This is a genomic window from Streptosporangium sp. NPDC020145 (assembly GCF_040631275.1).
Classification (GTDB): domain Bacteria; phylum Actinomycetota; class Actinomycetes; order Streptosporangiales; family Streptosporangiaceae; genus Streptosporangium.
Map to the genome: position 1 here is coordinate 58,210 of NZ_JBEXZT010000002.1, position 13,949 is coordinate 72,158.

At 71.8% G+C, this 13,949-nt stretch carries 10 protein-coding genes and 1 other RNA gene; 2 read left to right on the forward strand and 9 right to left on the reverse strand.

The window, feature by feature from the left end; all coding sequences use genetic code 11:
* Positions 1–66 precede the first annotated feature (66 nt).
* Complete coding sequence (locus ABZ463_RS02920) at positions 67–1,554, reverse strand: FAD-dependent monooxygenase (RefSeq protein WP_362772320.1); 1,488 nt, start codon at positions 1,552–1,554, stop codon at positions 67–69.
* Between the two features lie 89 nt (positions 1,555–1,643).
* Between ABZ463_RS02920 and ABZ463_RS02925 the strand changes: the two genes are divergently transcribed.
* Positions 1,644–2,291 carry a TetR/AcrR family transcriptional regulator C-terminal domain-containing protein gene (locus ABZ463_RS02925; RefSeq protein ID WP_352009803.1) on the forward strand — a complete coding sequence of 216 codons (648 nt, stop codon included), beginning with the start codon at positions 1,644–1,646 and terminating at the stop codon, positions 2,289–2,291.
* Here the strand turns inward: ABZ463_RS02925 and ABZ463_RS02930 are convergent.
* The 5 genes from ABZ463_RS02930 to ABZ463_RS02950 all read right to left on the reverse strand — a co-directional run bounded on the left by ABZ463_RS02930 (position 2,288) and on the right by ABZ463_RS02950 (position 9,142).
* Positions 2,288–3,031, reverse strand: coding sequence for an SDR family NAD(P)-dependent oxidoreductase (locus ABZ463_RS02930; protein ID WP_362772324.1), 744 nt, complete (start codon positions 3,029–3,031; stop codon positions 2,288–2,290). The two genes, ABZ463_RS02925 and ABZ463_RS02930, sit on opposite strands and share 4 nt — an antisense overlap.
* Positions 3,032–3,059: 28 nt before the next feature.
* Positions 3,060–4,385: an FAD-binding oxidoreductase gene (locus ABZ463_RS02935; protein ID WP_362772327.1), complete on the reverse strand. Its 1,326-nt coding sequence runs from the start codon at positions 4,383–4,385 to the stop codon at positions 3,060–3,062.
* Positions 4,382–5,347: a decaprenyl-phosphate phosphoribosyltransferase gene (locus tag ABZ463_RS02940; protein ID WP_352009806.1), complete on the reverse strand. Its 966-nt coding sequence runs from the start codon at positions 5,345–5,347 to the stop codon at positions 4,382–4,384. Before ABZ463_RS02940 ends, ABZ463_RS02935 begins: the two co-directional genes overlap by 4 nt.
* Positions 5,348–5,501: 154 nt before the next feature.
* Positions 5,502–7,835, reverse strand: a complete 2,334-nt coding sequence (locus ABZ463_RS02945) for an acyl-CoA dehydrogenase (RefSeq protein WP_362772330.1) — start codon at positions 7,833–7,835, stop codon at positions 5,502–5,504.
* 56 nt (positions 7,836–7,891) lie between these two features.
* Positions 7,892–9,142, reverse strand: a complete 1,251-nt coding sequence (locus ABZ463_RS02950) for a hypothetical protein (RefSeq protein WP_352009808.1) — start codon at positions 9,140–9,142, stop codon at positions 7,892–7,894.
* A 138-nt stretch (positions 9,143–9,280) separates the two neighbouring features.
* On the opposite strand from ABZ463_RS02950, the gene ABZ463_RS02955 reads away from it, so the two are divergent.
* Positions 9,281–10,417 (forward strand): trypsin-like peptidase domain-containing protein, encoded by a 1,137-nt coding sequence (locus ABZ463_RS02955; RefSeq protein WP_352009809.1) that lies wholly within the window; start codon positions 9,281–9,283, stop codon positions 10,415–10,417.
* Positions 10,418–10,426: 9 nt separating this feature from the next.
* Here ABZ463_RS02955 and ABZ463_RS02960 read toward each other — a convergent pair whose 3' ends face one another.
* The 3 genes from ABZ463_RS02960 to ABZ463_RS02970 form a co-directional block, all read right to left on the reverse strand.
* Positions 10,427–11,260, reverse strand: a complete 834-nt coding sequence (locus ABZ463_RS02960) for an isocitrate lyase/phosphoenolpyruvate mutase family protein (protein ID WP_362772335.1) — start codon at positions 11,258–11,260, stop codon at positions 10,427–10,429.
* A gap of 148 nt (positions 11,261–11,408) precedes the next feature.
* Positions 11,409–11,793: a transfer-messenger RNA gene (ssrA, locus tag ABZ463_RS02965) on the reverse strand.
* 271 nt (positions 11,794–12,064) lie between these two features.
* Positions 12,065–13,948, reverse strand: a complete 1,884-nt coding sequence (locus ABZ463_RS02970) for a penicillin-binding transpeptidase domain-containing protein (RefSeq protein WP_362772338.1) — start codon at positions 13,946–13,948, stop codon at positions 12,065–12,067.
* Position 13,949: the final 1 nt, after the last annotated feature.

Consider the following 13,949-nt stretch of genomic DNA (forward strand, 5'->3'; position numbering starts at 1 on the left):
AGCGACCCCGCCCCTGGGCGACCTCAGCGGGCTGAGCCTCAGCGGGCCGGGCCTCAGGGCCGAGCCTCAGCGGGCCGGGCCGAACCAGGTGGTGAGGGCGGCGCGCAGAGCGGCCTCGTCACCTTCGGAGGAGGCCCCGGCGACCCAGGCGACGTGGCCGTCCGGGCGCACGAGCAGCGCCCGGGGCGCGGGCACCTCACCGGCGCCCGGCACGGTCCACACCCGGTCCGCGCAGCCCGCCTCGACCAGGTCGACCCGGCCGTCCCACCCCTTGACGACCTCCCCCGCCTCCCCTGCCTGCCCGAGATCGAGCAGCACCGGCCTGGCCGTGTGCAGCAGGCCGTACAGCCTGACCGGGCCGTCCGGGGTCAGCAGGTCGAGGTCGGGGACCCGGCGGCCGAGCAGCGGGTGGTCCCCGCCCAGCGGGTACCGGACGTCCAGCGCGGTGATCACGCCGCTGAGCAGCCGGTTCACCTCGTCCACCTCGATGAGGCGGCCGAACGTCTCGCGCAGCGCGGTCATCTGCTCTCCAGGGCGCCCCAGCACCGTCTGCGCCCGCGTGTTGCGCAGCACCTCCTCGGCGACCGGGTGCCGTTCGGCGTGGTAGCTGTCCAGCAGTTCCTCCGGCGCGGTGCCGTCGACCACCAGGGCGAGCTTCCAGCCGAGGTTGAACGCGTCCTGCACGCCCGTGTTCAGCCCCTGGCCGCCCGCGGGAAAGTGGATGTGCGCCGCGTCCCCGGCGAGCAGCACCCGGCCCTCGCGGTAGCGCTCGGCCTGCCGGGCGGCGTCGCCGTATCGGGAGACCCAGCGGGGATCGTGCATGCCGTAGTCGGTCCCGGCGATCCTGACCAGCGTCTCCCGCAGCGTCTCGAAGGTCACCGGGGCGTCCCGGTCGGCCACGTGGTCGTACTCGTTGGTCATCACCCGGTACCAGTCCTGGTCGAAGGGCAGCACCGTGAAGGAGCCGTGCTCCCTGCGCTCCTGGAAGATCACATCCTTGGGCGGGTCGGCGAGCGACACGTCGCCGAGCAGCGCGGTCATCGTCGCCGGGGTTCCGGGGAAGCCGATCCCGGCGAGCTTGCGGACCGTGCTGCGCCCGCCGTCGCAGCCGACCAGGTAGGACGCGCGCAGCCTGCCGCCGCCTTCGGTCTCGACCTCGACGCCGGTCGCGTCCTGGCGCAGGTCCGTCACCCCGGACGACCAGCGCACCCGCACACCGAGCTGGGCGGCGCGCTCCTCAAGCAGCCGTTCGACGGTCGTCTGCAGGACCATGAGCAGGAAGGGATACCTGGTCGCGAGGCCGCTGAAGTCCAGTGGCAGCGCGGAGAAGTGCCCCGCCTGCAGTCGCCGTCCGACGTCGAGGAAACCGCCGAGCAGGCCCCGCTGGTCGAGAACCTCCATGGTGCGCGCGTGAATGCCCCCCGCCCGTGACTCCCGGCCGCGCTCGGCGAGCCGGTCGAGCACGACGACCTCGACTCCCGCCAGCCTCAGCTCGCACGCGAGCATCAGCCCGGTCGGCCCGCCGCCCACGACCACCACGTCCGCCTTCTCCATGATCGCCCCCCTTAACGCCGTTAAATTTAACTGCGTTAAGGATTAATTGAACGATGTTAAGCTGTCAAGGGCACAGGACGGAGAACGGGATGAAGATCACTGCCGAGGAGATCGCGCGGACCTCACTGCGACTCCTCAACGAGGTCGGCCTCGACGGGCTCACCATGCGCCTGGTGGCCAGGGAGCTCGGCGTGCAGGCCCCCGCCCTCTACTGGCACGTCAAGAACAAGCAGGAGCTGCTCGACGTCATGACCGGGATCGTGTTCGCCGAGAGCACCGTGGGGCTTGAGCTGCCCGGACGCGGCACCCCCTGGGACGAGTGGCTCGCCGACAGGTTCCGGCTGCTGCGCCGTACGATGCTGTGCTACCGCGACGGAGCGCGGATGATGGCGGGCACCCATGTCACCGACCCGGCCATCTTCCGGACCACCGAACTGGCCCTGCGGACCCTGGGGGACGCGGGCTTCCCCCTCGACGTGGCCGCCCGCTCCCTGCCCACGCTCCTGCACTACACGATCGGCTTCACCATCGAGGAGCAGGCCCGCACCGGCGAGGCGTACGGCGAGGCGGGCAACCCCTACCAGGAGGGACTGCTGGCCGCCTCCCTCGACCCCGGGCGTTTCCCCCTCACCCTGCGGGCCCTCCACCACCTCTTCGACGACGACGGGGACGCGAGCTTCGAGTACGGCCTGCGGATCATCCTCGACGGCATGCGCGCCCTCCTGAAAGAGGACTAACGGGGCATCCTCCGCCACACGGCGCGGGGCAGGACACGCATCACCGCGAACATCGCGCGCAGCGCGCCGGGCACCCACACCACCTCGGCGCCGGAGCGCAGCCCGGCGACCACCGCGTCGGCGACCTGGCCGGGAGTCGAGGACAGCGGCGCCGGGGACATGCCCTTGGTCATCCTGCCGATCACGAAGCCCGGCCGGACGACCATCACCCGGGCGCCCGAGCCGTGCAGCGCGTCACCCAGCCCCTGGGCGAAGCCGTCCAGGCCCGCCTTGGCCGAGCCGTACACGAAGTTGGCCCTGCGCACCCGGATTCCCGCGACCGACGACAGGACGACCAGCGTGCCGTGGCCCTGCTCGCGCAGCCGCCGGGCCGCGAAGAGCCCCGCGGAGACGTGCCCGCCGTAGTTGACGGCGACCGCCCGCGCGGCGGCCACCGGGTCGGCGTCGTAGACCTCCTGGCTGCCCAGCACCCCGAAGGCGGGGATGATCACGTCGAGGTCGCCGACCAGCTTCACCGCGGCCTCGATCACCTCCCCGTGCGTCTCCGGCGCCGAGGCGTCGAACTCAAGCAGGTGCACCTCGGCGGTGCCGATCGCCGGGGGCGTCCCACCGGGGTCCCGCGAGGCCAGCACGACCTTGCGGGCACCGTCGCGGACCAGCCGTTGGACGATCTCCAGACCGATCTCGCTGCGCCCGCCGAGCAGCAGCACGGTGTCCACCGAGCCCAGGGCGTTCTTCATCGGACGAGCCTCCCACAACCTGTCGTCTTCACAGCCCGAGTCTCCTGGCCAGGTCGGAGCGGAAGACCCCGGCGGGGTCGGCCTCCTCGCGGATCTTGCGCCACTCGTCGAGCCTGGGGTACATCGCGACCAGGGACCGCGCCGACATGCGGGAGTCCTTGGCCAGGTAGAGCCGCCCGCCCGCCTCCATGACCCACCCGTCGAACTCCCGCAGCAGCCGGGCGAGACCCGCGCGGCCCGCCGGGATGTCCAGGGCGAGGGTCCAGCCGGGCATCGGGAACGACAGCATCCCCGGCGTGCCGGGGCCGAACCGCTTGAGCACGGTCAGGAAGGACACCACGCCCTCGGCCGAGAGCCTGGAGACGATCCGCCGCAGCGTCGCCTCCTCGCCGAAGGGCACCACGAACTGGTACTGGACGAAACCGTTCGACCCGTAGACCCGGTTCCAGCCCTCGACGAAGTCCAGCGGGTGGAAGAACGGCCCGATCTCCTGGATCAGCCCCGTCGCCGGACGCGACTTCCGGTACCAGGCCTCGTTGAAGGCCCGCACGGTCAGCGGGTTGAGCATGCCGTTCGGCGCCCACGGCGGTGCCTTCAGCCGCGTCCTCGGCGCGAAGGCCAGCGGCTCGGTCCCCCTGGGCAGCTCGGCGCGGCTCGCGTGGTCGCCCCGGGTGAGCACGCTGCGGCCCATCCTGGCCCCCGAGGCGAGCAGGTCGATCCAGGCGACCGTGTAGCGGTAACGGTCGTCGGTCGCGGTCATCGTCTCAAGCGTGTGCTCCAGGTCACGGGTGCGTTCGACGTCCACCCGGACCCGCGAGGTCTCGATCGGCACACACTGGAAGACCGCCTCGACGATCACCCCGGTGAGCCCCATCCCGCCGACCGTCGCCCAGAACAGCTCGTCGGCCGGTGTCACCGTACGGCTGCCGCCGTCCGCGGTGACCAGCGTCAGGGAGCGCACGTGGGCGCCGAAGGAGGAGTCCACGTGGTGGTTCTTGCCGTGCACGTCCGCCGCGACGGCCCCGCCGACCGTCACGTGCCTGGTGCCCGGTGTGACGGGGACGAACCAGCCCTTGGGCACCAGGGCCGTCATCAGGTCGTGCAGGCTGAGCCCGGCGCCCGCGGTGACCAGCCCGGTGGACTCGTCGAGGAACCACGAGGTCAGCGAGGTGCAGTCGAGGACGAGTCCTCCGGCGTTCTGCGCGGCGTCGCCGTAGGCCCGGCCGAGCCCTCTGGGGGCGACGCCCCGGTCCGAGGCCCGCCGTACGAGGTCGGCGACCTCCTGCGGTGAACGAGGCCTGGCCACTCGCGCGACGGTCGGCGCGGTACGGCCCCAGCCGGTCAGCAGGGTCATGTGAGGTAGATCCCGATCAGGAGCGGAAGAAGGAGAAGGGCGACGAAGAGCTGGGTGGGCCGGTCACGCAGGGCGAGTTCCTCGGGCTCCTCGCCGACGCCCCGGTCGACCAGCAGGTTGTGCCGCAGGACGATCAGCACGAAGGGGACGATGCTGATCGGGTAGAAGGGCCCCGAGTGCTCGTTCAGCGCCCACAGGCAGTAGGTCACGATCATGGCTCCCGAGGCCATCATCCTGACCCCGGCCAGATAGCCGGGCGTGTAGGCGGCCAGGATGGCCCGGGTCGCGTTGCCGGTCTCGTTGCCCATCGCGGCGCGCAGCTCGGTCTCGCGCTTGCCCGCGACGAGCTGCAGCGAGCCGAGCGAGATGACCACGAGGAACCAGCTCGTCACCGGCACCTGTACGGCGATCGCCCCGGCGAAGGCCCGGATGACGTGGCATCCCGCGACCGCGACGAGGTCGACCACCTCCTGGTGCTTGAGGTAGTAGGTGTAGGAGAAGGTCAGCGACAGGTAGCCCGCCACGACGAGCGGCAGCCGCCAGCCACCGGACAGCGCGGCGATCGCGGGGGCCAGCAGAACGAACGCGATCCCGACCGCCCAGGCGAGCCGTATCGGGACCAGGCCCGCGGCGATCGGGCGGTGGCGTTTGCGCGGGTGACGGCGGTCCGCCTCGACGTCGGAGGCGTCGTTGAGCAGGTAGGCCCCGCTGGCCGCGACGCAGAAGGCGGCGAAGGCGATCAGCGCGTCCAGCATTCCCTGCACGGTGAACAGCACACCCGCCGCGGCGGGGGCCGCGAAGATCAGGCCGTTCTTGAGCCACTGGCGGGGCCGACAGGCGCGCAGGAGGGCGACCGGCGAGAACCTCCGCGCCGGCTCGACGTCCACGGGTGGCTCAGGCTCGGCCTGCGGCGGTCCGAGCACCGTCTCATCGCTCGTCGCCTCACGGCTGGAACCGCTCATCGCTTCACGACTGGGACGGGGCCCGAAGGAGGCGTGGGGGGAATTGTCACCTTGGGCATGGTGATCTGATTCTTGCCTTCCTGTGGCGTCGTCCACAAGGTCATTGACGATGGGAAAAGTCATCCAGGCCGAAACCGTACAGTAGCGGCGCGAATCACCTGCCGGGTTCCGGGTCGCGGGGCAGGCCGAGCAGCCGTTCACCGATGATGTTCAGCTGGACCTCGGTGGTACCACCGTAGATCGTCATGGCCCGGGTGGCCAGGATGGCGCGGTTCCAGTGGCCCGCGTCGCCGAGCGTACGGTCGGCGGCGGTCACCGCCGCGGCGCCCAGCAGGCCGACCGCGCACTCGGCGACGTGCTGGGCGTGTGAGGTGGACAGCAGCTTGCGGACCGAGGCGTCGCCGCCGGGTTCGGCGCCGCTCAGCTGCCGCAGCGTCACCCGCAGGCCGAGCGCGTCGATCGAGTGGCCCTCGCAGAGCACCTCCGCCAGGTCCTGGCGTTCGACGGCGGTCAGCTCGCGGCCGAGCCTGCCCACGAACCCGAGCAGGTCGCGGATCGAGGAGCCGGTGCCGCCCGTCCCCGAGGAGAGCAGGACCCGCTCGTTGGACAGGGTGTTGCGGGCGACCCGCCAGCCGTCGCCGACCTGGCCGACGACCAGCTCGTCGGGGACGAACACGTCGTCGAGGAAGACCTGGTTGAACATGCTCTCCCCGGTCATCTCGGTCAGCGGCCTGACCGTGACGCCCGGGGTCTTCATGTCCACCAGGAAGTAGGTGATGCCCTCGTGCTTGGAGCCGGTCGAGGAGGTGCGGGCGAGGCAGATGGCCCATTCGGCGATGTGCGCGATCGAGGTCCAGACCTTCTGGCCGTTGAGCCGCCAGCCTCCCTCAACCCGTTCCGCCCTCGTCTGGAGGGAGGCCAGGTCGGAGCCCGCGCCCGGCTCCGAGAACAGCTGGCACCAGACCGTCTCCCCGCTGAGGGTGCGGGGCAGGAAGCGTTCCTGCTGCTCGGCGGTGCCGTAGGCGACGATCGACGGCACGACCCACGCGCCGATGATCATCTGGGGTGGCCTGACCCGGGCCGCCCGCAGCTCCTGGAGGATGAGCACCTGTTCGAGGGGTGTGGCCTCGCGCCCCCACGGCCTGGGCAGGTGCGGCATGACGTAACCGGCCTCGGCCAGCGCCCGCCGCTGCCGCCGGCCTTCGAGCCCGGCGAACCCGGCGACCTCGGCGCGGACGCGTTCACGGAGCCCGGCGGCCTCCTCGGGCAGGTCGATCTCCATCTGCGGGCACACGCCGTCCAGCGCCAGCCCGGCGACCTTGTCGGCCCACCCGGCGGAGGGGCCGAGCAGCGCGCGCAGGCTCAGCGCGCGGCGGTAGTAGAGGTGGACGTCGTGCTCGTAGGTGTAGCCGATGCCGCCGAAGATCTGGATCGCGTCCCTGGCGCACCCGACGGCGGCGTCCGGCGCGACCACCCCGGCGACCGCGGCGGCGTAGGCCGCCTCCCTGACGGCCTCCCCGGTCGCCCGCGCGGCATCGTCCTCTTCAAGGGTCCGTACGGCCGCGCCCTCCCCGGCCTCCTGTGCGACGTCACCCCCGGCCGTCCGTGCGACGCCGTCCTCCTCGGCGGTCCGCGCGGCCCGGACGGCGTCCCACACGGTCGCGCGGGCCTGTTCGAGCGCGACGAGCATCCGGGCCGCCTTGTGCTTGACCCCCTGGAACTGCCCGATGGGACGGCCGAACTGCACGCGGCCCCTGGCGTACTCGGAGGCGGCGCGCACGCACCAGGCGGCCACGCCCGCGGCCTCGGCCCCGAGCAGGATCGCCGCCAGGTCGTGGACGCGCTCCGAGCGCAGGCCGTCGAGGACCCGCCCCGGCGGCACCTCGACCGACTCGGCCTCGACCCTGGCCACTCCCCGGGTGAGGTCCAGTGCCTGGATCGGTGTCACGGTCACCGTTGAGGCGTCCACCACGACCCACACCCGCTCCTGCCGCATGGCGACGGGGAGCACCAGGACGTCGGCGAGGGTGCCACCCAGGACCGGTTCGACGACGCCGCCGACGGTCAGTGTGCCGTCCTCGCCGCGGGTGCCCGTCAGGGAACCGGCCGGAGGGTGGGTCAGCGCGACCGCGCCGGTCAGCGTGCCGTCGGCGAGCCCGGGGAGCAGTTCGGCACGGGCCTTGCCGTCCGAGGCCAGGATCACCGCGCTCGCCAGGACGGTCGGCAGGAGGGGGCCGGGGGCGACCCGCTCCCCCAGCGCCTCGACGGCCACGGCCGTCTCCAGCAGGCCGTATCCGCTGCCGCCGTACTCCTCGGGAAGGTGGAGGCCGAGGAGCCCCTGGGCGGCGAGGCTCGTCCAGAACGCCGGACGGGTCTCCTGCGGGGCCTGTACGGCGGCCCGCAGGACCTCGGGCGGGATGTTCCGCGCCGCCCAGCCGATCACCGACTCGCGAAGCTCCCGGTGCTCCTCCCCCAACCCGATCGCCATGACAGAGCCTCCAGACAGGGTTCAGTGACAGAAGCAGATTCTAGAATGTGTTTCCGTCAGAGCGCCCGGGCACTTGCCACCAACGGCGCGATATCAGCCCAGAGTTCCTTGCGGGTGTCCGGAACGGTGACGAAGAGGATGGCCGGTTTGCGGCGGCCGATGTCCAGCAGCGTGAGCGCCGCCTGCGAGGTGTGCCGCTTGCCCTTCACCGTGTAGGTCACCCGGTAGCCGAGCGTCCATCCCTTGCCCGTGGCCGGTTTCTGCGACGCCGTCCAGGCCACCTTGGCGCCCGCCGGATAGTGGTTGGCGACCGTCCACCTCACCGCGCCGGCCGCCGCCTTGCGGAACTCGGCGTCGGTCTTCAGGTCGGCCTGGGGAGAGGCGCCGGGGAGCAGGCCCGAGACGACCATCGTGCCCGGCTGCCGTGCCGTACCGACCTGCTGGCCCGCGGAGAAGGAGGGGATGTCGGCCACCTGCCACGGCTTGCCCAGCTTGGCGTAGGTGATCGCCGCCCTGCTGTCGGTGACCGCGCCGAGCACCGGGCTCGGCGTGCCGGGCAGCGCCCGCAACTTCGTCGTCGGGGGCAGGCCGGGCAGGGCGACCGCGGACGGTGACGGTGCGGGCGAGACGACGGCGGCTCCCGATCCGGCCCCGCTGCCCGACTGGTCGATCCTGTGGGGCCTGTCGCCGGAGAACAGCACGAAGATCAGGAAGACCGCCAGGGCCGTGACGAGCGCGGCGCCGACGCTGTAGACGAACCGGACGGGGATGTCCCCGATCCGGGTCAGCAGGCCCTCCTTGCGCCGCTTCGCCGGGGGCGCGAAAAGCGCAGGCGGCGGGCCGGGCACGAGGGACGGCGTCGGCCTGACCGCGGGTTCCTCGGCCGGAGCGGGCGTCCAGACGGGCTTCGAGGGGGAGTCTCCGGCCGCGTTCCTGGCCGCGGCCTCCCAGGCCCAGACCCCGGACAGGCCACCGGAGGGCGACTCGGCCGGCTCCGGCGCCTCGGGGGCGTGCTCCCTCTCGTCCGTTTCGAGCCCGGGAAAGCCCGCCATGGGGAAGAGCCAGACGGACTCCTGCTCCTCGGCCGCCTCAGGCTCCGGCTCGGGAGACGGCTCAGCGGGCAGCTCGGGCCTGGGGACCAGCACGGTCTCCTCGCCGTCGCCGATGGGGAACCGGCGCGGCACCCGAGGGTTGATCAGCGTGCCGTCCTCGGCGCGGATGGCGGGGATGGGCGCCGTGGGCGCGTCGTAGGACGGGATGTATCCATCGTGAGGGCCCCCGGAGGAGTCGCCGCCAACATCCGCCATGAGCGCCAGGCTATGCCACCTCACCTGATGGGCGAAACGCATACCATCACGCTTCGGCCACGAGACACCGGGGAAGGGGCCGGTCCGCCGCTCCCCGTCAAGAGCATCTTCCGCGCTGAGCTGGGAAGATACTCCCGCATGCAGGGATGGAGTTCACGGGCCGCGCTGTCCGTCGCCGTCGTCATGACGCTCGCGGGATGCGGTCAGAGCGCGAGACCACCGGCGGCGGGCCCCGAGCCCTCACAACCGGGCACGACGGTCGCCACGCCACCGCGGGCCTCGGCGGACGGCGCCTCCCCCGGCGCCCCCATCGGCCCACCGCCGGGCGGCTCCCCTGTCGGACCCGAGGCCCTGGAGACCAAGTACGAGCAGGTCATCGCCACGGTGCTGCCGTCCATCGTGCAGATCACCACGAAGAGCGGCCTCGGCTCCGGTGTCATCTACGACACACAGGGACACATCATCACCAACGCCCACGTCATCGGACGTTCCACAACCTTCGAGGTGACACTGGCCAGCGGCGGCAAACCCCGCGCCGCACGGCTCGTCAAGGCGTACGGGCTCGGCGACCTGGCCGTGATCAAGGTTGACGACCCCACGGGGCTGAAGCCCGCCAGGTTCGGCGATTCGAGCAAGCTCCGGGTCGGGCAGCTCGTCCTCGCCATGGGCAACCCCCTGGGCCTGTCCGGCAGCGTCACCAACGGCATCATCTCGGCGCTCGGCCGTACGGTCAGCGAACCGCAGGAGGAGGGCGGCCCCGGGGCGACGATCACCGGGGCCGTCCAGACCTCCGCCGCGATCAACCCCGGCAACAGCGGCGGCGCCCTGGTGAACCTCTCCAACGAGGTCATCGGCATCCCGACCCTGACGGCCGTCAACCCGGAGCTCGGCGGCGGTCAGGCCCCCGGCATCGGGTTCGCGATCCCCTCGAACACCGCGACCGACATCGCCAACCAGATCATCAGGCACGGCAAGGTCACCAACACCCACCGGGCGGCCCTCGGGATCACCGTGCAGACGGTGATCGGCTCCGACGGCAGGCCCGCGGGTGTCGGCGTCGTACGGGTCGCCCCCGGCGGCAGCGGCGCGAAGGCGGGCATCAGGCGTGGCGACGTGATCCTGTCGATCAACGGCGCCCCCACCCTGGACACCCAGGCCCTGGCCGAGGCCATGGCGGGCCTCAATCCCGGCGACCGCGCCCAGGTCCAGCTCCTGCGCGCCGACGCGTCGAGGGCGACGGTCACCGTGACGCTGGGCCAGCTGCCGAGCGACTGACCGGCCCTCTCAGCCGCCCAGGATCGCGTTGAGCCTGCCGTAATCCAGGGCGCCCTCAAGAGGCGTGTAGGTGCCCGAGGCGAGGACCTCCCGGGTGGCCTCCCAGATCACGGCGTAGGCGGCTCCCACGATCGAGGAGCCCAGGCTGACCCGGGCGACACCGAGCTCGGCCAGCTCGGCGACCGTGGGGGCCCCGGGCCCCACCAGGATGTTCAACGGAGCCGCCACGGCTCCTGTGAGCGCGGCGACGGTCTCCGGATCGACGACCCCGGGCACGAAGACGCCACTGGCCCCGGCCGCGAGATAGGCCTCGGCGCGCTCGACCGCCGCCTCGAACCGCTCCTTCGGCGTCTCGCCGACCTGACGCAGATAGACGTCGGTCCGCGCGTTGACGTAGAGGGGGATCCCCGCCTCCTCGGCCGCCCGCCTGGCGGCGGCCAGCCGCTCGCACTGCTCCTCGACGGGACGCAGCGGCGTGTCCCCGCCGTACAGGGCGTCCTCGATGTTGACTCCGACGGCACCGGCCGCGATCACCCGCCCGACCGTCTCGGCGACCCCCTCCGGGGTGTCCGCGAAGCCGCTCTCGATGTCGGCGGTGACGGGCAGGTCGACGGCGGCGGCGATCCTGGCGATCAGGTCGATCGCACGGTCACGGTCGAGCCGGTCACCGTCGGGGGCGCCGAGACTCCAGGCGACCCCGGCGCTGGTCGTCGCGACCGCCCCGGCCCCGGCCTCCTCCACGAGACGCGCGCCGGCGACGTCCCAGACGTTGGCGAGCACCAGCGGCGTGCCGCCCCGGTGCAACGAGTGGAACAGCTCTGCTCTCTCACGAAGGGTCGTCATGGCGAACAGTAAACCAGTTCGATCCTCTTCCAGGAGGGGAAAACCCGTTCGAGTCGCGACTTCGGAAAAACGCCGAGGGCGGCCGCGCGGACTCGGGTCCGTGCGACCGCCCTCAGACGATCTGCTCCGTGCGCGGGGCACGGAACGGGGGTGGAGGTGGCGGGAATCGAACCCGCGTCCTTCAACTCCAAGACAGGGCTTCTCCGGGTGCAGCCTGCTTTGCTTTTCTCAGCCCCGGCGATCACACAGGCAAGACGCCGACGGGCTCAGCCACTGTTTGGTTTCCCGATCTTCCCCGTGGCCGGGTCGATCGGTTGAGCCTCCTAGCGATGCCGGATCCGGGCCGGAGGCGCTCCCGGGCCGGCAGAAGTCACTCGCTGCTTAGGCGGCGAGCGCCAGGCGAGCCTGGCTGACTTCGGAGTGCGTCTTATTGGCACTTGTTGGTTGCGGTCACAGTGTTAACGAGGTTATGTCCGCAGTCCTCGACCCGCTTCTCCTGGCTTGCAAAGCCAAAGTCGAAACCAGTCACCCCCCTGTTGAATTGTCAACCCGGTCCTGGGACCGAGGATCCGAAGATACCCGGTACAACACCGGTAACGCCAACTCGATTCCCGGTGAACGGCTCGTTCCCCGGCGACCGGCGGGGCCGGCCGGTCATGACGGGACCGAGGCCTCCCCCGAGACGAGGCCCCGGTCCCATCGAGGCGACCGGGTCCGCAACCCCCCAAGCGGTGCCCGGTCATCTGGGAAGACGCAGGCCGGGCACCCGATGGTTGCTCAGGGCGAGGAGAAAATCTCAGACCGTCACGACTCGGTGTGCAACTTCTGGAAGAAACGGCCCGCGACGGTCGCCCCCGCGGTCGAGTCGGCGCTCTCCATCAGCACGGCCACCGCGATGTCGCCCTGCCAGCCGACGAACCAGGCCAGCGGCTTACGGCTCTGCGTGGCGGCGGCCGTGACACCGTGCACCGGGTCGCCCGGCGCCGCGGCGGACCTGGCGGAGCCCGCGACCACTCCCGACCGCATGAGGGTGCGGAGCGTGGCGATGGCCTTGTCGTCGATCTTGATCGGACTCGGCGGTTTCGGCGGCTCCGCCTCGGCCGCGGGGTCCGGGCTGTGCGGGTCGGTGACCAGGACCGGCGGACGCCAGGTGCCCGAGGCGACCGCCCCGGCGACCAGGGCCATGGACAGCGGGCTGACCAGCACGTTCTGCCCGGCGATGGCCCTGGCGGTGGCCGCGTCCGTACGCAGGGGGCCGACCGAGCCGCTGAAGGACTTCAGCGGCAGTGTCCACGGCGACTCGATGCCGAACCTGGCGGCGCTGGCCGTCAGCTCGGCGCCGTCGATCCTGCGGGCCAGCGCGGTCAGCGCGGTCACGCACCCGCTGGCGAAGTCACCCTGGATGCTCGGCGCCGTCCCGCCCGGCGGGTCCGCCTGGTGGAAACGGGCGCCGCCGACACTGCGCTCCACGGGGCAGGCGAGCCGCTGCTTGGTGCTGATCCCCGCCTTGAGCAGCCCCTCGACCGTCATGATCGAGAACGTGGTGCCCGCGGGGAACCTGCCCGCCAGGGCGTCCTTCTCCTGGTTGTACTCCTTGGTGCTGCCGACCGCGCGGATCTCACCGGTCGAGGCCTGGACCGCCACCAGCATGCCGGGGGTGCCGCCGAAGAGCGCGGCGTCGGCCGCCTTCTGGGCCGGGCCGTCGAGCGTGGTGCGCACCGGCGAGGTCGAGCGGCTGGGCCGCCACTTGCGCAGCTCGGCCACCTGCTGGTTCGTCTTCAGGTCGACCGTGATGACCCGTGTCTCCGTCGAACCGGTCAGGTGCTCCTGGTAGGCCTTCTGCAGCCCGGTCCTGCCGACGGTGTCGCCCGCCCGCTGCGGACCGCCGAGCTGCTGCTCGGTCTCCGGGGTCACCGCGGTGACGGTGCCGACGATCTGGGCGGGCGAGTCGGGGGCGACCGGCTGCTTCTGCGGCGAGACGACGATGCCGGGAACGGCCGCCAGCTTGTCGCTGAGCTGGGCGTACTTGGCGCGTCCGAAGGTCACCAGCGGCACCTGGACGTTGGGCCTGGCCGACCTGATCCGGCTCAGCAGCCGGTCCTGGGGGAAGCCGGTGATCTTCGAAAGCTGCTCGCAGACCGCCACCGGATCCTTCAGCGACGCCGGGACGACGTTCGCCACGTACAGCGTGGCCTCCTGCTGGAGCGGGTCGCCGTTGCGGTCGAGGATCGGCTTACGCCCCTCGGGGATGACGTCGACCGCGAAGCGCTGCCCCTCGTGCAGGTCGGGATGGAGCACGCTGGGCGACCAGCGCACCTTCCAGCGGCCGTCCACCAGGTGCAGGGGGAGCTTTCCGGTGTACTGCCACAGGGGGTTGTTCTCCCCCAGGTCGACCTCCGCGTCGAAGTCGGCCTCCGTCTCGTCCCCCGTACGGCGCATGCCCTTGACCTTGAAACGGAAGGACGCGGCGTCGAGCTGGACCTTGGCGTTCTCCAGGGCCTTACTGACCGTCCGCTCGTCCCCGTCGGTACGCCTGGCCGCCGCGACGTAGTCGCCCGTCTGCCAGCCGACCAGGAAGTCACGCACCGCCTCGTGGGCCGAAGGCTCCTCGAAGCAGGCCGACAGCATGGGGACCGTCACCGCCAGCGTCAGTGCCGCGGCGACGGTCCGCCGAGCCTTCCCCGTCACA